The sequence below is a fragment of the Butyrivibrio sp. MC2013 genome (assembly GCF_000424585.1).
Classification (GTDB): domain Bacteria; phylum Bacillota; class Clostridia; order Lachnospirales; family Lachnospiraceae; genus Butyrivibrio.
On record NZ_KE384212.1, the window covers coordinates 11,560 to 34,155 of the forward strand.

19 protein-coding genes and 1 tRNA gene are annotated in these 22,596 nt (G+C 44.6%); all 20 read left to right on the top strand.

All coding sequences use genetic code 11. The features are described 5' to 3' along the window. Window positions 1-90: 90 nt before the first annotated feature. Window positions 91-4,623 carry a DUF7601 domain-containing protein gene (locus G636_RS0116165; protein WP_026508904.1) on the top strand — a complete coding sequence of 1,511 codons (4,533 nt, stop codon included), beginning with the start codon at window positions 91-93 and terminating at the stop codon, window positions 4,621-4,623. A gap of 84 nt (window positions 4,624-4,707) precedes the next feature. Continuing rightward, window positions 4,708-5,835, top strand: coding sequence for a DUF7601 domain-containing protein (locus tag G636_RS0116170; RefSeq protein ID WP_026508905.1), 1,128 nt, complete (start codon window positions 4,708-4,710; stop codon window positions 5,833-5,835). 46 nt (window positions 5,836-5,881) lie between these two features. Continuing rightward, window positions 5,882-6,772 carry a Spy0128 family protein gene (locus G636_RS0116175; RefSeq protein ID WP_026508906.1) on the top strand — a complete coding sequence of 297 codons (891 nt, stop codon included), beginning with the start codon at window positions 5,882-5,884 and terminating at the stop codon, window positions 6,770-6,772. Window positions 6,773-6,899: 127 nt separating this feature from the next. Continuing rightward, entirely contained in the window at window positions 6,900-7,088 is a 189-nt protein-coding gene (locus tag G636_RS19055) for a hypothetical protein (protein ID WP_155832431.1), read from the top strand. A 2-nt stretch (window positions 7,089-7,090) separates the two neighbouring features. Continuing rightward, window positions 7,091-7,648 carry a signal peptidase I gene (gene lepB, locus G636_RS0116185; protein WP_081668545.1) on the top strand — a complete coding sequence of 186 codons (558 nt, stop codon included), beginning with the start codon at window positions 7,091-7,093 and terminating at the stop codon, window positions 7,646-7,648. After that, window positions 7,645-8,373, top strand: coding sequence for a class B sortase (srtB, locus tag G636_RS0116190; protein ID WP_026508908.1), 729 nt, complete (start codon window positions 7,645-7,647; stop codon window positions 8,371-8,373). Before lepB ends, srtB begins: the two co-directional genes overlap by 4 nt. A gap of 88 nt (window positions 8,374-8,461) precedes the next feature. Beyond that, on the top strand, window positions 8,462-10,000 hold the full coding sequence (locus tag G636_RS0116195; protein ID WP_051227097.1) for an ABC transporter substrate-binding protein: 1,539 nt from the start codon (window positions 8,462-8,464) through the stop codon (window positions 9,998-10,000). A gap of 94 nt (window positions 10,001-10,094) precedes the next feature. Next, complete coding sequence (locus tag G636_RS0116200) at window positions 10,095-11,036, top strand: ABC transporter permease (RefSeq protein WP_026508910.1); 942 nt, start codon at window positions 10,095-10,097, stop codon at window positions 11,034-11,036. Between the two features lie 84 nt (window positions 11,037-11,120). Then, the gene (locus G636_RS0116205) at window positions 11,121-11,924 is read left to right on the top strand and encodes an ABC transporter permease (RefSeq protein WP_442856002.1); all 804 of its coding nucleotides are present in this window, start codon (window positions 11,121-11,123) and stop codon (window positions 11,922-11,924) included. Further along, window positions 11,924-12,742: an ABC transporter ATP-binding protein gene (locus G636_RS19060; protein ID WP_051227098.1), complete on the top strand. Its 819-nt coding sequence runs from the start codon at window positions 11,924-11,926 to the stop codon at window positions 12,740-12,742. Before G636_RS0116205 ends, G636_RS19060 begins: the two co-directional genes overlap by 1 nt. 60 nt (window positions 12,743-12,802) lie before the next feature. Further along, on the top strand, window positions 12,803-13,606 hold the full coding sequence (locus G636_RS0116215; RefSeq protein ID WP_081668547.1) for an ABC transporter ATP-binding protein: 804 nt from the start codon (window positions 12,803-12,805) through the stop codon (window positions 13,604-13,606). 56 nt (window positions 13,607-13,662) lie between these two features. Continuing rightward, entirely contained in the window at window positions 13,663-14,178 is a 516-nt protein-coding gene (locus G636_RS0116220) for a YqeG family HAD IIIA-type phosphatase (RefSeq protein WP_026508913.1), read from the top strand. Continuing rightward, window positions 14,175-15,620 (top strand): shikimate dehydrogenase, encoded by a 1,446-nt coding sequence (aroE, locus tag G636_RS20950; protein WP_026508914.1) that lies wholly within the window; start codon window positions 14,175-14,177, stop codon window positions 15,618-15,620. Before G636_RS0116220 ends, aroE begins: the two co-directional genes overlap by 4 nt. Next, window positions 15,617-16,057, top strand: a complete 441-nt coding sequence (locus G636_RS0116230) for a type II 3-dehydroquinate dehydratase (RefSeq protein ID WP_026508915.1) — start codon at window positions 15,617-15,619, stop codon at window positions 16,055-16,057. The genes aroE and G636_RS0116230 overlap by 4 nt, the downstream gene beginning before the upstream one ends. Window positions 16,058-16,242: 185 nt before the next feature. After that, window positions 16,243-16,800, top strand: a complete 558-nt coding sequence (efp, locus tag G636_RS0116235) for an elongation factor P (RefSeq protein WP_026508916.1) — start codon at window positions 16,243-16,245, stop codon at window positions 16,798-16,800. A gap of 171 nt (window positions 16,801-16,971) precedes the next feature. After that, window positions 16,972-17,907, top strand: coding sequence for a DUF5688 family protein (locus tag G636_RS0116240; protein WP_026508917.1), 936 nt, complete (start codon window positions 16,972-16,974; stop codon window positions 17,905-17,907). Between the two features lie 115 nt (window positions 17,908-18,022). Next, a tRNA-Arg gene (locus tag G636_RS0116245) sits at window positions 18,023-18,094 on the top strand. Window positions 18,095-18,392: 298 nt separating this feature from the next. Continuing rightward, entirely contained in the window at window positions 18,393-19,841 is a 1,449-nt protein-coding gene (locus tag G636_RS0116250) for an SH3 domain-containing protein (protein WP_026508918.1), read from the top strand. A 346-nt stretch (window positions 19,842-20,187) separates the two neighbouring features. Further along, a complete protein-coding gene (gdhA, locus tag G636_RS0116255) occupies window positions 20,188-21,534 on the top strand; it encodes an NADP-specific glutamate dehydrogenase (RefSeq protein WP_026508919.1) in 1,347 nt (448 codons plus the stop codon). Window positions 21,535-21,837: 303 nt separating this feature from the next. Beyond that, window positions 21,838-22,554 carry a hypothetical protein gene (locus G636_RS0116260; protein WP_026508920.1) on the top strand — a complete coding sequence of 239 codons (717 nt, stop codon included), beginning with the start codon at window positions 21,838-21,840 and terminating at the stop codon, window positions 22,552-22,554. Window positions 22,555-22,596: the final 42 nt, after the last annotated feature.

A 22,596-nucleotide genomic window follows, 5' to 3' on the forward strand; every position in this document is an offset into this window, starting at 1 on the left:
GCCTATATACCTGGCGCTCTGGCGTAGGGGACATGGGCTTTTTATTTTGCCTTATTTTAGAAACTAGTGAGGAAGTTCAAAATGCGATCAATGAGTTCTAAGAAGAAAATCCTGGCCTTTGTATTAACGGCAACAATGTTCATGGGTGTACTGCAGGGCTATGGCTTTGCTGCACATGCTGATGAAACAGAAGGTGAATATACAGAGGTTTATCCGGCAGCATCATCAATGCCTTCGCCTGAACCTATGACTTATCAGGAAGAAGAGAGCAGCATATCCGCTGAGCAGGAGGCCTGTGATAACTCTGATGAGGATCTTGCTTCCGAACCTGCTGATGATGAGACAACATCTGCTGATACAGATAATGACATGATCCCTGCTGATGACGCTGCATCAGAGAATCCTGCAGAGACAGGTGAAAACGCAGATGAGTCACAGACCTCTGAAGATGAAGAAACAGGCGATCTTATCACAGATGATCAGCCTGCAGGAACTGATGGGAACGCTGATGACATTACAGAAGAAACAGAAGAAGAGGAATCCTCAGAGGACGAGGAGAATCTCGAAGATAATGAAGCTGATGAAGAGATCACTATCATCGAGGATGAAGAAGATCCTCTGGCTCCCGCTCCTGCTTCTGATAAATACGAGATTCTCTATAAAGAAGTAACGATCAGCTACAGCGTAGTAGAGGGAGATCTTAAGGCAGTTAAAGATAAGATTGAAGAAGACGCTGCAACAGAAAAGTCTGCTTCAGATATAGCAGGTGAGGCCTGCAAGGTAAGCGTTACCGAAGAGAAGATAAGAATCCCTTATGTATCTGAAATTGCAGTAGAAAAAGCAACTGCTTCAAAAGTATCAAAAAAGACCAAAACACTAATACCCGGTCTTCTTAAAAATGAAAATATCAATACAGGTAATGCAAACGCTGATAAAGCGGAGGACAGCACTGATTCTGCACTGAAGTTTGCTGATAAAAAAGCGGCAGATACAAAATGCGAAGAGCTTCTGGACAAGACAGTTGTCAAAGGTTCCAAGGCCACCGCAGCTGCTGGATGGGGACTGACAGCATGGATCGATGAAGAGGGTGACGAGATCTCATCTGAAAGCTTATTGGTTCCTGAGATCCCTGAAAAGGATGTAAGTTACAGAGCACTGTTCTACAGATATGAAGAAAATGAGATATCTGCCAAAGCCCAGGATGGTGCGGTTATCAGCATCAAGGGTTACCTTCCAAAGGGTGCTTATGTAAAAGCAAGCGTTCCCGGAAATGCAGAGATGGAGAGCGTTAAAGCTGAGCTTGAAGAAGGCGGCGATAAGGAAGTTATCTACGCTTACGATATCAAGATCTGCTTTAAGGATGCTAAGGGTAAGGAAATTGAATATCAGCCCGGCAGTGACAATAAGGTAGAAGTTACTATCACACCTGCAGATAAGGATGATGAATCAGTACTGGATAGCTTCTCTGATGAGGAGTTCCTGGATAAGATATATGATCTGGATTTCCTGGATGGTGAAGACAGACTCTTTCACATCTCTGATGAAGGCGATGGAGCTGAAGAAGTAGAAATAGCAGTAAGTGAAGATAACAGCATAGTATTTGAAGCAGAAGGCTTCTCCATATATGCGGTAACCAATGATAAGGTTCAGGGATTATCCACAAGTGATCTCTATCTCTACCTGGTTGGATCAGACAGAGACAATATAACAGTCTATTTTACAGGGGAAGAGAACGCTGCAAAGAGACTGATCCTGGTTGACAGAACAGCAGGAAACAGTGGCTGGACAAGTAGTAACAAGAATGTGATCCTGACAAGACTGGATGGCAAATCCGATTCCACCAAGAACAACTGGACCAGAAACAGCAATAACAATCCTAAAACTAACGTATCCGTAAATGGTAAAAATGCGCAGGTAAGCTTTATCTATGCTGATGTGTCTGCGCCTGCTAGTTCACAGACATCATATACAGCGACAGTTAATTATGGCAGCGACAAGCTGAATATAACTGTAAAGCGTCTGGGAGATCTCTACGTAGAAGATATGATCGCAGAGTCTCAGGAAGCATTTGCAGGCAATCTCAGAGCGGATATCAGCGAATATTATGATGCTGATGAAGCACTGGAGTTTGTATGGGAGAGCAGCAGAGACGGAAACAGCTGGAAAGAAGTAGATAACACGGTTCCCGGAAATGTCAGATTCCTGGCTTCTACTGATGAAAGGAATTGGAAAGAGCTGGAGAAAGCAGAGAATCCTCTTCAGATCGGATCTGCTGATACTAATGCAGTAGCTAATAAGGTCTATGCATGCATCAATGCAGCTATAGACAGTGGATATGAGAAAGTATCCGGTTCTGACAGGCTCTACTACAGGCTGGTGATCAGAACTGCAGGAGATGACCGGAAAGTTCTGGCTACTTCTGAAGAATATCAGATTCCTTATTATACAGAGCTTCAGAATGTAGGCTTTGAAGAACAGAATATGTCCAATGGTGTAAAGAAGAGTGACACTATGTACAACTTCTCCAATGGAACACCGGGACTTATATGGAAGTCTACAGGTATCACTTCTGATGCTAATCAGGATATAGAAATCCTGAAGTACAATTCTGATGACCTTAGTGGCTGGATCAGTCACGGTGCTACAGACGGCGGCGAAGGCAATAACTATTTTGCCGAGCTTAATGCAGAAGCTGCGGGAACACTGTATCAGGATATGATCACAGCTCCCGGATCTACTCTGAACTGGTCTATCAGCCACAGAGCAAGACACAGAGCCGGTAAAGATGATGAAAAGCTCCATAAGGAAACAGTAGTAAGCAGTGAGATTGATTACTATTCATTAAGCCAGTCCGGTTGGTATACAGATTCGGAATACCGAAATGTAAGCTCCATAGCGGTTGATAAGCTTACAGAGTTTGAAAACGGAAAAGAGCTGGTAAGTGTATCTAATGACGGCACCAGAGTATACAGAAAGCTTAGATCTTCAAGTTGGTTGGGCAGTACATATTACAACTACACATTAAAGCCACATGTAAATAATGTTACTAAGACCGAGTACGCACAGGACACCATGTACGTGGTGATCATGGCAACAGATAAGGCTTCATCATCCTACTATACACAGAGTCAGGTTGACAGTCTGGTGGCAAGAGCAGGTTTTACAAGTGCTCACGGTAATGAAGAAAGAGAACTGACAGACGGAGACAATCTGGTAAAGATCTGGCAGGTAACCAGTAGCTGTGAAGACTGGACCAAGCATTCAGGTTCCTTTACTGTTCCTGAAGGCCAGTATGTAACAAGGCTCTTCCTCGCAGCCGGTGCTACAGCATTTGATGATAATCACATAAATGACAGCATAGCCAAGACAGTAGGTAACCTTCTGGATGATGTGGAAGCATCAGCCAGGATGGCATACAGCATCGAATATTACGAACTTGGAACAGAAGGAATATCAGACAGCAGACTTCTGGAAACAGAAACAGGAAGCGACTTCCCTAATAACTGGGCATATGCGAGGAAGCATGCATCCTATATTGCCGGCGGCTACAGACTAGCGGAAGTAAGCGGTAACGGAGGACTGGACGAGAATGGTGATCCCAGACTCTTCGTAGCAACAGCAACTGACGGCTCCGCACCGGTGCTCAGACTCTATTATTCACAAGGACTGATCCAGGCAGCAAAGACTGTAAGACTTCTTGATGGGGCGGATGAAGATGAGATCACAGCCTTTAAGGCAGAGATTGCAGGGGGCTACGAGGTCAGATTGAGCCTTTATGCTGACAGCTCCATGACAAGTACACTTGCAACTGCCAATCTGTTAATAGATGGCACTGATGATATCTATACAACCCGGTCATACTTTGCAGATGCCCAGGGCGCAAGATTTAATCCTGCTCCTTCAAGCACATATTATGTGAAGGAAGAGATCATTACTGAGCTGGGATGGCCCTTTGAGCTAAACAGTGTAAATCTGGTGACCGGCTCCGAGACCTCTGCAAATAAGGCTTCAGAAACAGTATATACAGGAAGCCTGACAACGGATGACAGAGGAAATGCTTCTGTAGAATTCATAAATATCTACAAGGCTCATGCTTACAAGACACTGACAGTATCAAAGCTTGCTGTGGGTAATATGATCGAAGCTGATACAGTTTATGATTTTACCCTTGAGCTCTATGAGGATATGACTGCTGTGAAGGAAGGAAAGAGAGCAGACATCTCTCTTGTAAAGGTAGATGGAGAAGCTCCCTTGGCTGATGATAACCTGTATAGCTTTGGACTTACAGGTGGAGAGAGCATAGCTATAGAGATCCCTGAGGGGTATGTATACACAGTAAGAGAGATTAGTTCAGGATATGAGACATCAGTATTTATGACAGAACTCACGAATGTGACAGAGTCTTCTGTACCTGAAGAAGCACTGGCCAACATGGCAGATCCTGCAGTTACAAAGGTCATGGAAGAAGATCATGCAGTAACCTTTAGGAATTACAAGGGACTGATCGCTCCAACCAGCCTTGATCTGGAGAATAACTACTACATCTACATGATCATCCTTTCAATCTCTGCACTTGCACTGCTTGGCGGACTCTTCGGATTTGGATTTAAGAAAAAGAGATAAGTTTCACCTGAAGCACCAGCTTCTTATGAAATAAATAAGCACATTATTTTTCACGCATATATAGCGTAATTTAAGGAGGAAAAAATGAGAAACAATGTAATGACAAGAACAATGGCAATCACAGCAGCAGGTCTTATGGCTTGCGCCATGACAATGACAGCGAATGCTGCAGCAGCACCTCTTGCAGAGACCCAGAACGGATCCGCTTTTGTTAAGGAGTTTAATGTAGATGCTGACACTTATGCACCTGTAGCTGAGTTTTCATTCTCAGTGGAAGCTGGCGAAGCATTTGAGGGAGAAGCAGCAGTTGTCCTTTCAGAGGGCGGCCAGGCACAGCCTGTATATGCAGGTGTTGCAGGCGGAGTTACAGCATCAGCTGTAAGCTTTGATGCATTAAGCGATGAGAAGGGCGCTGAGCAGAGCGGCAATCCTGAGCTTACATATGATGCGTCTGTTTTCACAAAGCCCGGTATTTACCACTATGTAGTTACTGAGGATGTAACAGCTGACAAGCACTATCACTTCGATACAGTAGCTCGTGATCTCTATCTCTATGTAGTAAACGGTGATAATGGTCTTGAAGTATCCGGCGCTGAGATGTTTAAGCGCGGCGAAGATGGAGCTGCAGTTAAGCCCGGCTCAGCTGAGAACAAGAATGATACTTTTGTTAACACATACGGTGAGCTTGGCGATGAAGCGCTTAATGAGTTCAATGACCTTTATGTGACCAAGACAGTAACCGGTGACATGGCTGATATGAACGAGTACTTTGATTTTGAGATCACTGTTGTCAGCTACGAAGGCGAGAGAACAACCTACATGTACACCATTGATTATGCTGATGCTGACATGGAGGATGTTACAGATGGTAAGCTTACATCCGGTCAGGCTATGTCCTTTAAATTAAAGAACGATGACAAGCTCACAGTTCAGAACCTTGCTGATGGAGATACATATCTTGTAGCAGAGTCTTCTGATGACTTTAACCAGGATGGTTATATCTCTTCCTGCAGCGTTAATGGTCAGGATCTTGACGGTAACATGACAACAGCTCAGACTATGGGCAATGAGGATGTGACTGTTGAATTTGTAAACGAGAAGAACAGCATCTCTCCTACCGGCGTAGTAGTAGAGTTTGGCCCTTACATCGCTATGCTTTGCGGAGCAGGCGCTCTTGCAGCTGTATTCATGAGAAAGAAGACACAGAGATAAGATAATAGGAATAGGATCATCAGATCAGGATCACAGGATAAAGACTATGATGTTTACTCAGATCAGAAATAGTAAAAAGAATATATTAGGCAGGATCAAAAATATCGCGGCCGCTGCCCTTGTGGCAGCCCTGGCCGTGACAGGGAGAGGGGGCTGTGCAAATGCAGCTTCTGTGTACACTCCCATTGCAGATGATATGTCCATAAAGGCTGAGGTGACTGTTAAATCAGGTCCCATGCCTTCGTCGGCTTCTTTTACCATAGAACTGAAAGCGCTGGACCCTGCTGTAGATGAGGAACTGTCCTCTGTAAGAGATGCGAGGAAAGCTCCCCTGCCTGTAAGTGAAGAGAGCACAGAGTCCTTAGAAGATCCTTCTGCAGTAACTATTACTGTCAGAAAGTCTGCAGTAGCCGATTTTGGCAGTGCTGTATATGATATGCCGGGAGACTACTATTACAGTCTCAGAGAAGTCAAGGGGAAGATGAGGGGCGTAAAATACGATGACACAGTATATACATTGCTGGTAAGGGTCATCAATGAGCCTGAATCTGAAGGCGGGCTTGCCATAGCCCATACAGCTTGGGTCGGATCTGCGGATGAAGCGCTGTCTGACAAGCCGGCAGATATAGTTTTTGCCAACAGCTATAAGCCTGAGACAGTTGATCCATCTCCGGTTCCCGGAGCCGAGCCTCCTGCAGATCCGGGTGCGGATCCCGGGACAGGTTCTGCTCCATCCGGTGAAGGACAGGGAGTGCTGGGGGCCATGAGGGAGCTTGGCAGACGCGTGCTTGGTGCAGTAGAGGAGCTGCCTGAAGTATTGGGAGAAAGAAGGCGCCAGACCGGTGATGATAGTATCATTCCTGAGGCCCTTGCAATAATTGTTATCTCATTTGGAGCTATCCTGATCCTCCTTAGAAGAAACAGGAAGAAAGCTTGATAAAGGCCCGGTGAGGCCGGCGGATAAAGGCCGGTCCCCGGGCTTTTTTGGTGCATGTTATAATTAAGTCTGCAGATGACGATAAAGAAATATGATGGCATAGAAGTTCATGGATCAGGAGGCTATTGTGGACTATTTTGAAGAAGTTAAGGAAAGATTATCGGACCTGAAATTCAGAAAAAAACTCTTTGGCGGTCTGGATGAAGACGACGTGTACAAGAAGCTTGAAGAGCTTACTATGGATTTTGAGAAGGCATTTGAGAAACAGCAGGCTTATTATACCGGCCTGCTTGAAGAGCATGGTGTGGAGCTATGAAGATGTCAAATAAAGATCCGGAAAATGTCCGTCCCTCTGATATTGTCAGGGAAAAGCGCACTAGATATCTGAACAGGCGTGATTTTGCAGACTTTATCAAAAGGCTGTTTTTCATGGCTGTCTTTCTCTATATCCTATTTGGAGTGATCTTTGGCCTTGCAATGGTGCCTGATGATGATATGAAGCCCAGACTCTCAGGGGGCGATCTGGCTCTGTATTACAGGCTGCAGACTGACTATTCATCGGGAGATCTTATAGTCTACAGGGCTGATGGCAAGGAGCATATAAGCCGTGTAGTTGCCAGGGGCGGAGATAGTGTGGAGATCACAGATGATGGTAATGTGATCATCAACGCATCGGTTCTCATAGAAGACAGAATCTATTACAAGACTGCTCCCTATGACAGCGGAATAGTGTTTCCTGTCGTTCTTGGCAGGGATGAGATATTTGTGCTGTCTGATTACAGAGAGGGTGCAAAGGATTCCAGGTATTACGGCCCTGTAAAAAAGCCTGATATAAAGGGCAAGGTAATAACAGTTATCAGGAGAAACTCCTTATGAAGACTCTGGGCATAGTTGCCAGGATAGGCAATTTCATATTGAGCATAGTAGCCGGGGTCCTGATCCTTTCCATGTCTTCTTATGCAGCTTTTAGCCTATGGTCCAACTATATAACGGACCACAGGGCATTTGGGACAGGCATGCTGGAATTTAAGCCCGATGGTAAAGACAGCCTTAGCTTTAAAGAACTGCAGGCTATAAATCCCGACTGTAAGGCCTGGATCACTATAGATGATACCAATATAGACTATCCCGTTATGCAGGGGGAATTTGACTATGAGTATCTTAATAAGGATGCCTTTGGCGAATATGTGTTGTCGGGATCTATATTCATGTCCACTACCAATGATGAGTATTTTACGGATCCCTATACTCTGATTTATGGTCATCATATGGACAATGGGGCTATGTTTGGGGATATAGACAAGTTTTTGGTAAAGAGCTTTTTTGACAGCCACAAAACGGGTACTTTGTATCTGGCTGACGAGAGCTATGAGCTTGAAGTCTTTGCTTCTGTATCTACTGATGCATATGATCCTCTGTTTTATTCCCAGGCTTCCCAACATACCAGAGACCTTCCGGCTCTTGCTGGAAAGATGCTGGACGCGGCAGTATGCTCTGAGAATGTTGATATAGCCCCGGATGATAGGATCATTGCACTGTCTACCTGCGCCGATGCAGTTACCAACGGAAGATATATATTGTTATGCAAGATCAAGCCTTGACATTCTTTTAACAAAGTTATACTATGACCTGAGAAAATAATTAAATAAATGCGTCCATTTACCAGGATGCAAAGAAGAGGAGAGAAAGATGAAAAAGAAAAGCCCGGTAAATCGCACTTATGTGCAGAAAGGTCTGGCTATTCTGAGCGTGCTTTCCACGATGGCTATTGCACTGAGCGGATGCTCAGGTGATAAGGCAGCGGATTCTTCTGATGAATCGGTTACACTTACAGTAGGCATAGCTCAGGATCTTGACGGACTTGATCCCCACAATGTTCAGGCCGCAGGAACGAGAGAGGTGTTGTTTAACATTTTCGAAGGACTTGTTAAACCCGATGAAGAAGGTAATCTGAATCCGGCTCTGGCCAGTGAGATCAGCATTTCAGATGATGCTACAGAGTACACCTTCACCCTTCGCGATGGTGTCAAGTTCCACAATGGAAAAGAGGTCACAGCAGAGGATGTCAAATATTCCCTTGAGCGTTATAAGGATACCGGTGCTTCTTCCTTTGAAGATGTGCAGGCTATTGATATCGTCGATGATGATCATATCAAGGTAACTTTGGGAACTGCCAATACGGAATTCCTCAGTCTCATGACTGTTGCCATCATCCCTGCAGACCTTGCTGATCCTGATAAGGAGCCCATTGGTACAGGTCCATATAAGTTTGTATCCAGAAGTCCTCAGGAAAACGTGATCGTTGAGAAGTTTGATGATTACTGGGACAGCGCCAATGCTGCTCATATTAAGGATGTAGTATTCAAGGTTGAAGCCAATCCTGATTCAATCGTCATGGATCTGGAAGGCGGATCTATAGATATGATGCCCCGTGTGACCAGTACTCAGGCTTCACAGCTGTCTGACAGCTTCAAGATCTACGAAGGACAGATGAACCTGGTACAGGCTCTTTATCTTAATAATGCTGTAGCGCCTTTTGATAATGAACTGGTAAGACAGGCTATGTGCTATGCAGTTGATCCTGAGGAGATCATGGATTTTGTATCTGATGGAGCAGGCTTTGAAATAGGCTCAGCTATGTTCCCGTCCTTTGGCAAGTATTTTGACGAGTCATTAAATGATACTTACAACTATGATCCTGATAAGGCAAAGGAGCTCCTTGCTGAGGCAGGCTATGCTGACGGATTCTCCTTTACCATAACTGTTCCTTCAAACTATACCCAGCATATCGATACTGCCGAAGTAATAGCAGAGGAGCTTCAGAAGGTCGGTATCAAGGCGGAGATCAGCCAGATTGAATGGAACTCCTGGCTTGAAGATGTATACGGCGGCAAAAACTATGAGGCAACTGTGATAGGCTTTGATGCATCCACACTTTGTGCTTCAGCTTTGCTCTATCGCTATACCTCAGATGCTCACAACAATATGTTCAATTATGCCAATGCAGATTATGATGCTGCTTTTAAGGCTGCTCAGTCTACAACAGATGATGCTGAGCAGGTAAAGTATTACAAAGAGTGTGAGAAGATCCTCTCAGAAACAGCGGCTGCTGTTTATATTCAGGACCTTCCCGAGTTTGTTGCCATGAGCGACAAGTTTGAAGGCTATACCTTCTATCCGCTTTATGCACAGGATATAGCCAAGATTCGTCTTGCAGACGGAGAGTAAGATATTTATACTGATAAAAGACGGGCATGTAATCTACCATGCCCGTTTTTTACAAAATGGGAATCATAGATAGCTGTGATAAGGGGAGCGTTTCATGAAATATATTCTAAAAAAAGCTGTTATGATGATACTCACATTGTTTGTAGTATCTATCCTGGTATTTCTGGCATTTAACCTGATACCCGGAGATCCTGCAGCCAGGAAGCTGGGTACTGAAGCTACCCCTGCTCAGCTTGAAAATCTAAGAGAAGAGATGGGGCTTAATGACCCCCTTGTGGTCAGATATCTAAGATGGGCTGGCGGATTCGTAAAGGGTGATATGGGCGATTCCTATACCTATGGCCCTGTGGAGAAGCTCATAGCTGATAAGGTGCCTATCACCATTACTCTTGCTCTTATGGCTTTTGTCATCATGACTATCATTTCTATCCCCCTTGGAATATACGCTGCCAGGAATAAAGGCGGCTTTATAGACAGGATTATCGTGGTCACCGATCAGGTGGTGATGTCGGTACCTCCCTTTTTTGCAGGTATCCTGATCACTCTTATATTTGGCCTTATACTAAAGCTTTTTGTACCAGGTAAGTTTGTGTCCTACAACAGGGATCCTGCGGGATTTTTTGCTTACCTGTTATTCCCTGCTATAGCTATAGCTCTGCCTAAGAGCGCTATGACGGTGAAACTCCTTAGAGGAAGCGTGATCGAAGAGATAGGAAGGGACTATGCCAGGACTGCATACAGCAGAGGCAATGATACCAGGCAGGTTCTCTACAGACATATATTAAAAAATGCCATGATACCTGTAGTGACCTTTATGGGCATGGCGCTTGCAGATATGGTCAGCGGCAGTATAGTCATTGAGCAGGTGTTTAATATACCGGGGCTTGGCAGGATGCTCCTGACCTCTATCAACAATAGGGATTACCCTGTGGTGGAAGCTATCATAATGGGAATATCCATTATGGTAATGACTGTGAATTTTATGGTGGATGTGATATACAGAATAATCGATCCCAGGATCGATGCAGTTGATTAAGGGGGCAGTGACATTATGAAAGACGGTAAGAATACCTATAAGTCAAGACGCCCCATGGAAAGGCTCCTGCAAAGAATACCTTTCCTGAAGGATGAAAAGTATAGTCCCTTTCTGGCGGCAGGGCTGCTGCTGACATCCATAATGCTGATCTTTATCCTGATCGGTCTGTTCTGGACTCCTTACGATCCCACGGCTATGAACAGAAATGAGAAGCTTGCAGGAATCTCCATCAGGCATCTCATGGGAACTGATAACAAAGGCAGGGATATCCTGAGCCGTGTCATGTACGGTAGCAGGATCACCCTTATGATCGCTACAGGCACTATGATCGTTGGCGCAGGCATAGGGACAGTCCTTGGTGCGCTTACAGGCTATTTTGGCGGTATGGCAGATGAGATCTTTATGAGGATAGTGGATGCTCTGCTGGCATTTCCCTCTGTCCTTATGGCTCTTGTCATCGTGTCGCTCTTTAAGACAGGTAGCTGGGAGGTCATGATGGCTCTTGGTATTGCCTTTATCCCAAGCTTTGCCAGGATAGTAAGGTCGGAAGTGCTGCGCTGCAGATCCATGGATTATGTGGAGAATGCCAGGATACAAGGAGTGTCAGACCTTAGGATCATATTTATGCATATATTGCCTAATATACGAGGTGTACTGCTCTCATCTATCCTTATAGGCTTTAATAATGCTGTGCTGGCAGAAGCAGGACTGTCTTATCTGGGCATAGGATCACAGCCGCCTCATGACAGTTTGGGAAGTATGCTCTCAAGTGCTCAGCAGTATATGTTGTCCAATCCCGTATCAGTATTGGGGCCAGGCCTTGCCATCATATGGATGGTACTGGGATTTTCTTTCCTGGGAGAAGGACTTAGAAGGGAGGGGGACTGATGGACATGAGAACAGATAATCCTGTGATCCTCTCTGTATCTGACCTCCATATTGAATTTCTGGATCATGAGAGGCCGGAAGTGGCTGTGGAAGATTTTGACCTGGAGCTGTCCAGGGGAGAGATAGTAGGATTGGTTGGTGAATCCGGTTCCGGTAAGAGTATGAGCGCTCTTGCCATAGCAGGACTCCTTCCCAGACATGACCTGTATAAGAGCGGCAGGATCATGTTTGATAATACAGATCTTCTCACCTGCAGCAGGCAAAAGCTCAGGACCTATCAGGGAGATGAGATATCCATTATCTTTCAGGAGCCTATGACCAGTCTCAATCCTGTCAAGAAGATAGGCTGGCAGACTCAGGAGAGCCTGAAGATCCACCATCCTGAGCTGTCTGCACAGGAGAGGAAGAATAAAGCTATAGATATGCTGGGACAGGTGGGCCTTAGAGAACCTGAGAAGCTATACAACATGTATCCCCATGAGCTTTCAGGAGGAATGCGCCAGAGAGTGATGATAGCCTCGGCCATGATAGGAGATCCCTCTATCCTCATAGCAGATGAACCTACTACAGCTCTGGATGTTACAGTGCAGGCCCAGATAGTGGAGCTTCTCAGAAAGATCAACAGAGAAAAGGGTACTGCTATAATATTCATCTCCCATGATCTGAGTCTGGTACGTCAGCTCTGTGAGAGAGTACTGGTCATGAAAAAGGGCAAGGTAGTAGAGACGGGATATGCTTCTGAGATATTTACAAGACCTATTCATCCCTATACCAGGCGCCTGATAGCGGCTATTCCAAGAGTGGATCTTGGCAGATGATGATATGGCCATTTTCATCAGCTTCATTATCCTGTGAGGGAAAGCAGGGCGGAGGAATATATGAGTGCTTTAGTGTCAAATACAGCTGCGTCGCAGGCGGGCGGAGATGTCTGGCAAGGAAGGGCCAGGAGCCTGGAGATAAGCGGACTGAATGTATATTATAAAAATAATAAAAAAAGTATATTTGAGAAAAGGACTCTTACCCATGCCGTCAAGGACGTGGACCTTGTGATGTACAAGGGAGAGGTCCTGGGACTGGCCGGCGAGAGCGGCTGCGGCAAATCTTCTCTTGCAAGGACTATAGTGGGGATCAATAAGAACTATACAGGGACTATAAAAAAGACAGATCCCTATCCCCAGATGATATTCCAAGATCCCTATGGGAGCCTTAATCCCTGCGGGAAGGTGGGCTGGATCTTAAAAGAATCTCTCCGCGCAGACAGAAAGAAGAGACGCAGCGAAGAAGAGATGGATATGCGCATCCGTAAAGCGATGGAGGATGTAGAGCTTCCCGTAGATTTTTTGGAAAGATATCCTTCGCAGCTGTCAGGTGGACAGAGGCAGAGGGTGAGCATAGCCCTGAGTCTGGTACAGGATCCCGAGATACTCATAGCAGACGAACCTGTATCTGCCCTTGATGTGACTATACAGGCTCAGATATTGCGCCTTTTGGATGATCTGCACAGGAAGCTCGACCTGTCCATACTTTTTATATCCCATGACCTCAGGGTTGTGTATAATATCTGTGATCACGTGGCTGTTATGAGAAACGGGATCATAGAAGAATACGGCGAAACAGACTGTGTATACAGAAATCCCCGGGCTGAGTATACCAGGGAGCTGCTGCGGTCTGCCGGTATATGATCTTATAGGCTGATTTTGACACCTACCTCATAATATAGTTAAAGGAATTTAAATAAATGAAACACTATTTGTACCCGGATGCTACTTTTGCATCCAGCTATGATATCCCTTATGAGGAGCTATATGAAAAGGGCTACAGGGGGATAATATATGATATAGATAATACACTGGTACCTCACGGAGCCCCTGCTGATGAGAGGGCGATAGCTCTTTTTAAGAGGCTTAAAGATATAGGCTTTAAGACGATACTCATATCCAATAATAAAGAAGCGAGAGTGAAGAGCTTTGCAGAGGATGTGGGCTCTGAATATGTTTATAAGGCAGGTAAGCCCCTTAAGAGAGGCTATCTTAAGGCGCTTGAAGTCATGAATACTAACAGGGATAACAGTCTGTTTGTGGGAGATCAGCTTTTCACTGATGTGTGGGGAGCCAGAAGATGCGGTATCATGTCATATCTTGTGGACCGCATAGATGACAAGGAAGAGATCCAGATAGTACTTAAAAGAAAGTTGGAAAGCATAGTATTATTCTTTTACAGAAGACATATCAGGAAAATGGAGAAGAACAGATGAACGATACAGATGCTAACACCCGTGTGCTTGGGCTTTTAGCCCATCCGGCAGGACATACCCTGTCACCTCTTATCCATAATATGCTGGCAGATGAACTGGGGCTTAACCTGGTCTATGTGCCCTTTGATGTAAAGCCTGAAGATCTTGGCAGGGCTGTAGAGGGTGCTTATGCCCTGGGAATAGCAGGCATGAATGCTACTGTGCCTCACAAAGAAGCGGTCATGTCTCACTTGACCATGATCGATGAAGAAGCTCAGATGATAGGTGCTGTAAATACCCTGGTCAGAGATGACAAAAACGGGGGCTATACAGGCTATAACACTGATATATTAGGTCTTGAGAGAGCTCTTGAGCATAATGGATTTGATATCAGGGAAAGAAAGGTGATCATCCTTGGGGCCGGAGGAGCTGCAAGATCGGCAGCTATCCTGGCTGCCAGAAACGGGGCAGCATCCGTAGTCATCCTCAACAGGACTCCTGAGAGAGCAAAAAAGCTGGCAGAGGAGATCTCGGACAAGATAAAGTCGGCAAAGATAAGGGGCGGAGCTGCAGGCAAATGGAGAGAAGTCCTCTTCGCGGAGGGGACTGTATCTGATACTGCTGCATCTTCTAAAGAAAAATACCTTTGTATCCAGTGCAGCAGCGTAGGTATGCACCCTGATATATCAAGAGCACTTATAGAGGATGAGGAATTTTATGACCTTATTGATCAGGCTTTTGATATTATTTACAGGCCTTTTGAGACTCTTTTTTTGAAGAAGGCCAAAAAGGCCGGCGCAAGATGCGCTAATGGACTGGAGATGCTGCTCTATCAGGGCGTAAGTGCTTTTGAACTATGGACCGATGCAGACGTATCGGAAGATATTTGCAGGAAGGTGTACGGAGAACTGATCTGGAAGCTGTCCTTTGAAAAGAACGTTGTGGTCACAGGCTATATGGGCAGCGGCAAGACTACAGTGGGGAAGCTCCTGGCAAGGAAGCTGGGATATGCTTTTTCTGATACTGACAGTATCATAGAGGATATGTGCGAATGCACTGTGTCTGAGATATTTGACAGTGAGGGCGAAGACTATTTCAGGGCTATGGAAACCAAAGTCCTTCAGAATCTGTTAAAGGATGGCGGGGATCCTATGGTACTGTCCACAGGTGGCGGTATGCCCCTTAGGGCTGTTAACAGAAGGCTTTTGTCAGATCTGGGCAAGGTGGTATATCTAAGGACCTCTGTGGATGATATCATCAGGAGGCTGGAAGGGGACAGCACAAGGCCCCTGCTCCAGGAAGGGAATCTGAGAGCCAAGGTCACATCTATGCTGGAAGCAAGAGGACCTATTTATGAAGAGGGAGCCTTTTTGACTATTGATACGGGAGGCCTTAGTCCCGAAGAGATAGCTGAGAGGATCATAAGAGAGCTGGGACTTGAAGAAGTGGGGGCAGACAAATGAAAATACTGATAATAAACGGGCCTAATCTGAACTTTCTGGGGATCAGAGAAAAGGCTGTATATGGTAATAAGGATTATAATTATCTCCTGTCACTGATAAATGACAAGGCCAAAAAGTGCGGGCTGGATGTGACTGTATGGCAGTCCAATCATGAAGGAGCTATCATAGATAGGCTGCAGGAGGCTTATAGCGATGGGACAGACGCAGTTATCATCAACCCCGGTGCCTATACTCATTACAGCTATGCCATTCATGACGCTCTAAAGAGCCTTGAAAACATATATAAAGTAGAGGTGCATATATCTGATATAGATGCCAGGGAATCCTTCAGGTCTGTGTCTGTGACAGCTCCTGCCTGTGATGAGCAGATCAAAGGACATGGCCTTGAGGGCTATCTTGAGGCTATGGACCTTGCTATGGCTTATTTAAATGACTGATGTTTCCTTTTGCGATAAGTATTGACAAATACTAAGGGCATATTATAAGATATTCAGAGTTGTTTAATGAGTGTGGAGTGCAAAGAGAATTATGCCCTTTTTTAGGCTTGGCACTCAATGATTATAAAAATAATTGCACTATGGTTCAGGCAATTTATTAACTTGCGTTTTTTCAGGAGGTTTTTATGGTTACAGCCAGTGATTTCAGGAACGGTGTTACAATCGAGGTTGACGGAAAGGTTTGTCAGGTCGTTGAATTCCAGCACGTTAAGCCTGGTAAGGGTGCTGCATTTGTTCGTACCAAGCTTAAGGACATCATCAACGGAGGCGTTATCGAGACAACTTATCGTCCTACCGAGAAATTCCCTCAGGCACGTATTGAGAGAAAAGATATGCAGTATCTCTACAATGACGGTGAGCTTTTCAACTTCATGGATACAGAGACATATGAGCAGATCGCTATCGCTCAGGACGTTATCGGTGATTCAATGAAGTTCGTTAAAGAGAACGAGATGGTTAAGGTTAATTCCTACAACGGCAACGTATTTGCTGTAGAGCCCCCTCTTTTCGTAGAGCTTGAGATCACAGAGACAGAGCCCGGATTCAAGGGTGATACAGCTACAGGTGCTACAAAGCCTGCTACAGTTGAGACAGGTGCTGTAGTTGCAGTTCCTCTCTTTGTTAACCAGGGTGATGTGATCAAGATCGACACCAGAACAGGTGAGTACCTTTCCAGGGTATAAATGACATAGAAGTGCATCCGTGCACTTCTGAGCATGTCGAGTTACATCCTGTAACAACGACATAGAAGTGCATCCGTGCACTTCGTAAAAAAACATATGCGGACAATGAATGTATCCATCAGGATAGTTTCATTGTCCGTTTTTTATTTTTTTCAAGGAGGAAAGATTAAAATGGATTTTAATGAATTTTGCAAGGCTGCAATGGATTACATGAAGGAGTATGATAACGAAGGGGCTAGGTTTGAATTTAGAACGATCAACAAGAATAACGGAGTGGTGATGACAGGCCTTACCAGGATCATAGAGGGCAAGTCCTGCGCTCCCTCCTTGTTTATGGAGCCTTTTTATGAAAACTATAAGGAGAATGGGGACTTTAACAAGGTGATGGGGCTGCTGCAGCAGGCCTATGAGAATACCATAGAAATTGATATATCCGGGGAAGAGCTTATGTCATCTTTTGAGACAGCGTCAAAGAGGCTGGCATTAAAGCTGGTCAATTATGAGAGAAATAAGGCGGCTCTTATGGATATGCCTCACAGGAGAATTGGGGATCTGGCTCTTATATATATGCTAAGGATTGATGATAAGCTGTCTAAGGGAGTGGTAGTCCTTCATCATGAGCATGTGAAGCATTGGAATGTATCAGAGGAAGAGCTCTACAGTAAGGCTATGGAGAATATGACCATTATCTGCAGGCCAGGCGTATATGCGCTTGATGATATCCTAAACAGACTTCCCTTTGATGAACCTGAGCTATGGGAAATAGACAGCAGGGAAGCTTATAAATGCGGCTTTTGCGTATTGACTAATAATGAGAAGCTCTTTGGAGCATCTACCATGCTCTATCCGGGAGTGCTTGATAAGGTGTCTGAGATGCTTTCGTATAATTTCTATATCGTTCCTTCCAGCCTGCACGAGCTGATCATCATCCCTGATATGTTTGGGGAATATAATGAGGCTGTGGTGGCTAACCTTAATACCATGGTGGATGAAGTGAACAGGAGCAGTCTAAGGGATATAGATGTACTCTCAGACAGTGTCTACTATTATGATAGAAATGAGGGCAGACTTATATTTCCTTCCGATAAGATTGAAATTGCGGTATAAGAAAAAACGTGACATAGGGGGCGCTATATGATATTATACTTTGGTACGTAATAAATCCGTAACAATTGATGGATGTGCCATTGTTACGCGTTTAAGGGCTTTATAGCTGCCCCGGGCATTCGTAGTCTAATGGATAGAACGAAGGCCTCCGACGCCTTTAATGCGGGTTCGATTCCCGCCGAATGCATTTGACTTATTGTGACAGAGCCTATAATATCAAAACTTTCGTATCATCCGTATAGCCCTCGGTAGTGCAGATGATATAGCAATAATATGACGTAAGGGTCAAAAGTCATTTCGATTCGAGCTTGCTCGAAATCGAATATGAATTTATGACCCGCAAAACATGAGCAAAGTAGCACGTAGTGCGGAATTGCGAATGTTTTAGGATTGTGAGAGTTTCGAAGAAACGGAACAATCCGTTAGTCATAAGGTGTCAAAAGGAACTTTTGACACCTACCTCATAATATAGTGAAGGATTTGAAATGAAAAGGAATAACAGAAAGAATAAGCCCGAACCCTTTCGTAAGAATGAGTTCAATTTGCTGGAGCTTCTGGCTGACAATAAGAAGATAGTAATGCCTGTGGCCCTTTTGGCTGCTTTGGGTATTACCTTTGCCATAGCAGTTTCTGCCGGCAAGAAGGATGATGCTGTCGGCATCGTTTCCTCCGTGGAGGGTGTGGAAGTAAGCTCCAATGAGATCAGTGATGAGGCGGGGAGCGGCGTAAGTGTGGCTGCAGGGGATATTGAGATGGAAGAGAATGCTCATGCCGATGTGACCGATCTTATCAATAGATTTTATACAGCTCAGGCTGCCGGAGACCTGGATACTATAGAAGATGTAACAGATGGAATGACAGAAGCGGCTAGAGTCAGATTCAGAGAAGCTGCTGAGTATATAGAGAGCTTTAATAATATCAAGGTATATACCAAGAACGGACCTGAAGCGAATTCCTATATCACATACGTTTGCTACGATGAGAAATTTACAGGACACGATGCACAGATACCCGGACTTACCACATACTATATCAGAAGCTCAGAAGAAGGTAAGCTTAGCATCTATTTTGGTGAGCTGGATACAGCTACCAACGATTATATCGCTGAGCTCAATCTGCAGGATGATTATGTGGATCTGAGCAATGAAGTATCTGTGAATTTCAATTCTATGCTGGCGGAGAGTCCCGAGCTTGAGGCCTTTCTAACTGATCTGTCCGAGAAGCTTACAGAAGCGGTGGGTAAGGAGTTGGCTATGGCTGCTACTGATGAGGAAAATGGAGCAAGCAAGGAAGCCCCTGAAGGCGAAGGAGAGATCTTAGAAGATGATTCCGCTGTTGAAGGTGAGAATGACAGCACTGATACAGCTACTGAAGGCGGAGAAGACGGAGCAGAGGCTGAAGCAGAGCCTGAAAACAATCAGCCGGCAGTCGCTAAGGTGATCCTTGTAGCTAATGATGTGGTAAATGTCAGAAGCTCTGATTCCATAAATGCTGATAAAGTTGGTAAAACAGAGAAGGGTAAGAAATATACCTGTATTGAGGAACTGGGTAACGGATGGAGTAAGATTGAGTTCTCCGGTGCTTCCGGCGGCGTAGGATATGTTAAGACAGAATTCTTTGATAAGGCTTCAGAAGCAGTTGAAGATAGTAATAAGTCTGATAATGCAGAAGATAATAAGCCTGCAGAGAATAATAATACATCATCTAATAGTTCAAACTCAGATAATAAATCTTCCGGTGTAGACAGTAATGGAACATATCATGTCCGTGAGACTGTCAGGATCAGAGAATCTGCCAGCACCGAATCTGATATTGTGACAAATGCATATCAGGGAGACGAGATTGAAGTGACTAATTACAGGGCTGACGGATGGTGTGAAGTAGAGTACAAGGGCAAGAAAGGTTTTGTTAAGACCGAGTTTCTTGAAAAATAAGTTGAATTAGAGCCGATACGGAAAGTCCGTATCGGCTTTTTTGTGAAGATTATACCAAAAATACCTTTAAAGCTTTGACGTTTTAGTGCAATAAAGAATATTGCCAAATAAAGCCATCAATACTATAATGTACAAAGATTGTATGTTTGTATACAGGCTAGGACACAGATTCCGACCTGAAGCATACTCGTTCAAGTATTCATTTTGGAAAACAGAATAGTAATTACCTTTTTAGGGTGTCTGCACAATGGGGCGTAGAGATCGGATGATTTTTTATGCTCTTTTTTTATAGCTAATTACTGTTTTCCTGTAATTTCATAGCGCAAAGCGCGGGAAGGAGATACACATGTCATACGTTGACGAGGTTTACGACAGAGTCGTAGCACAGAACCCGGCACAGCCGGAATTCCATCAGGCAGTCAGAGAGGTACTTGATTCTCTGAGAGTTGTCATTGAAGCAAATGAAGAGGAATATCGTAAGGATGCTCTTCTTGAGAGACTTACAACACCTGAGAGACAGATCCTTTTCAGAGTACCCTGGGTAGACGATAAGGGACAGGTTCAGGTTAACAATGGTTTCCGTGTACAGTTCAATTCTGCTATCGGACCTTACAAGGGAGGACTTCGTTTCCATCCTTCAGTAAATCTTGGTATCATCAAGTTCCTGGGCTTTGAGCAGGTATTCAAGAACTCTCTTACAAGCCTTCCTATCGGCGGCGGTAAGGGTGGTTCCGATTTCGATCCCAAGGGCAAGTCTGATCGTGAGATCATGAGCTTCTGCCAGAGCTTCATGACAGAGCTGTATCGTCACATCGGCGCTGATACAGACGTTCCTGCAGGTGATATCGGTGTAGGCGGACGTGAGATCGGATATCTGTACGGTCAGTACAAGAGGATCCGTGACGTATACGAAGGCGTACTGACAGGTAAGGGCCTTACATATGGCGGTTCACTTGCTCGTACTCAGGCTACAGGCTATGGTCTGGTATATATCACTGACGAGCTTCTCAAGGACCATGGAACAAGCTTCGAAGGCAAGACAGTAGCAGTTTCCGGTGCAGGTAACGTTGCTATCTACGCTATCGAGAAGGCTCAGCAGCTGGGAGCAAAGGTTGTAACATGTTCTGATTCCACAGGCTGGATTTATGATGCTGAAGGCATCGATATTGAGCTTCTTAAAGAGGTTAAGGAAGTTAAGAGAGCACGTCTTACAGAGTATGCTGCTGCACGTTCATCTGCAGAGTATCATGAGAAGAAGGCAGGAGAGCACGGTGTATGGACTGTTAAGTGTGATATCGCTCTTCCTTGCGCTACTCAGAACGAGCTGGATCTGGAAGATGCTAAGGCTCTTGTAGCTAACGGTGTATATGCAGTATGTGAAGGCGCTAACATGCCTACAACTCTTGAAGCTACCAAGTATCTTCAGGATAACGGCGTTCTCTTCATCTGCGGTAAGGCTTCCAATGCAGGCGGTGTTGCTACATCCGCTCTGGAGATGAGCCAGAACTCAGAGAGACTGTCATGGTCCTTTGAAGAAGTAGATAGCAAGCTCCACGATATCATGAAGAATATCTACAAGAACATCTCTGAGGCAGCTAAGAGGTACGGTGTTGAGGGCAACTACGTAGTAGGTGCTAACATCGCAGGCTTCGAGAAGGTTGCTGAGGCCATGAAGGCTCAGGGTATTGTATAATACCATTTACCTGCCTACGCTCATTTTGATTATATGATCTTTGTCATAAAACTTTTATGATTTCTATAGCGCACATGTATCATGTGCGCTATAGTTATATACAGAGTTTTTTATCATATAAACCATCATAATTTTTTTAATTAATGTTGAAATGTTTAGAATGCTGAAATTTGTCCGATTTATTAATTGAAGAGTTATTTGCATTATTAGGATATCATAAAGTTTTTTGGAACAAGGAGAAGCTTCTGCTATTATTTACGCGGTAAAACCCGTGAACACTGGTATGTTCCAAGGGAGGGTTGTATGGCTAATGCAGTTAATGGAATTGATGGAGTAAGTGACAGCTATCAGAAAGCATATAATAATACTAAGGTAAACTCCCCTATTGCAGCCTACACTTATTCTATGCAGGTAGGTGCCAATAAGCAGGCTATGGGTACTACAATAGGTGCTGAATATATTCCCAGCCAGGGCAGGGATGAATATATCAGGAATGTTGATCTGTCCTCTGTGGTTTTGGGTAATAATCAGGGTACTGAGACTATTGCCAGCCAGGCTGCGGATATGGCTCAGCAGACAGCTGCAAGCAGCGGTCAGGTGACCCTGCAGAGTCTTGAAGCTGCTCTTAAGGGTTTGTCAGAAGCTGATATGGCTATTCTCTATGATCTCCAGCAGACATACAAGGTCAATGCAGGTACTATAGTTACTACCATGCAGCAGCTTGGCTTTAAGTTTGACGATCTATCGGAAAAGCAAAACATGGAAGAACTTAAAGAAGCTCTTCAGACAGTCCTTGTAGATTATGTGATGCCTCCTGTTGAAAATGTTGAAGCCGCGACTGACAGCATCAATGACGGACTGGGAGAGAAAGAAAGCGTAAGCAGAGAAAAGGAAAATGAAAATGCTCCTGAGGATGAGGATGAATTCTCTAACCTTGTGATAATAGGAGATAAGACCTTCCTGGAGACAACAAAAATCATAGACGGCGCAAAGACTGTTGTAAGGACAGAGGTTATTTGAAGCCGCTATTATAGCAATGAAGTAGCTATCTTTAATTATTAG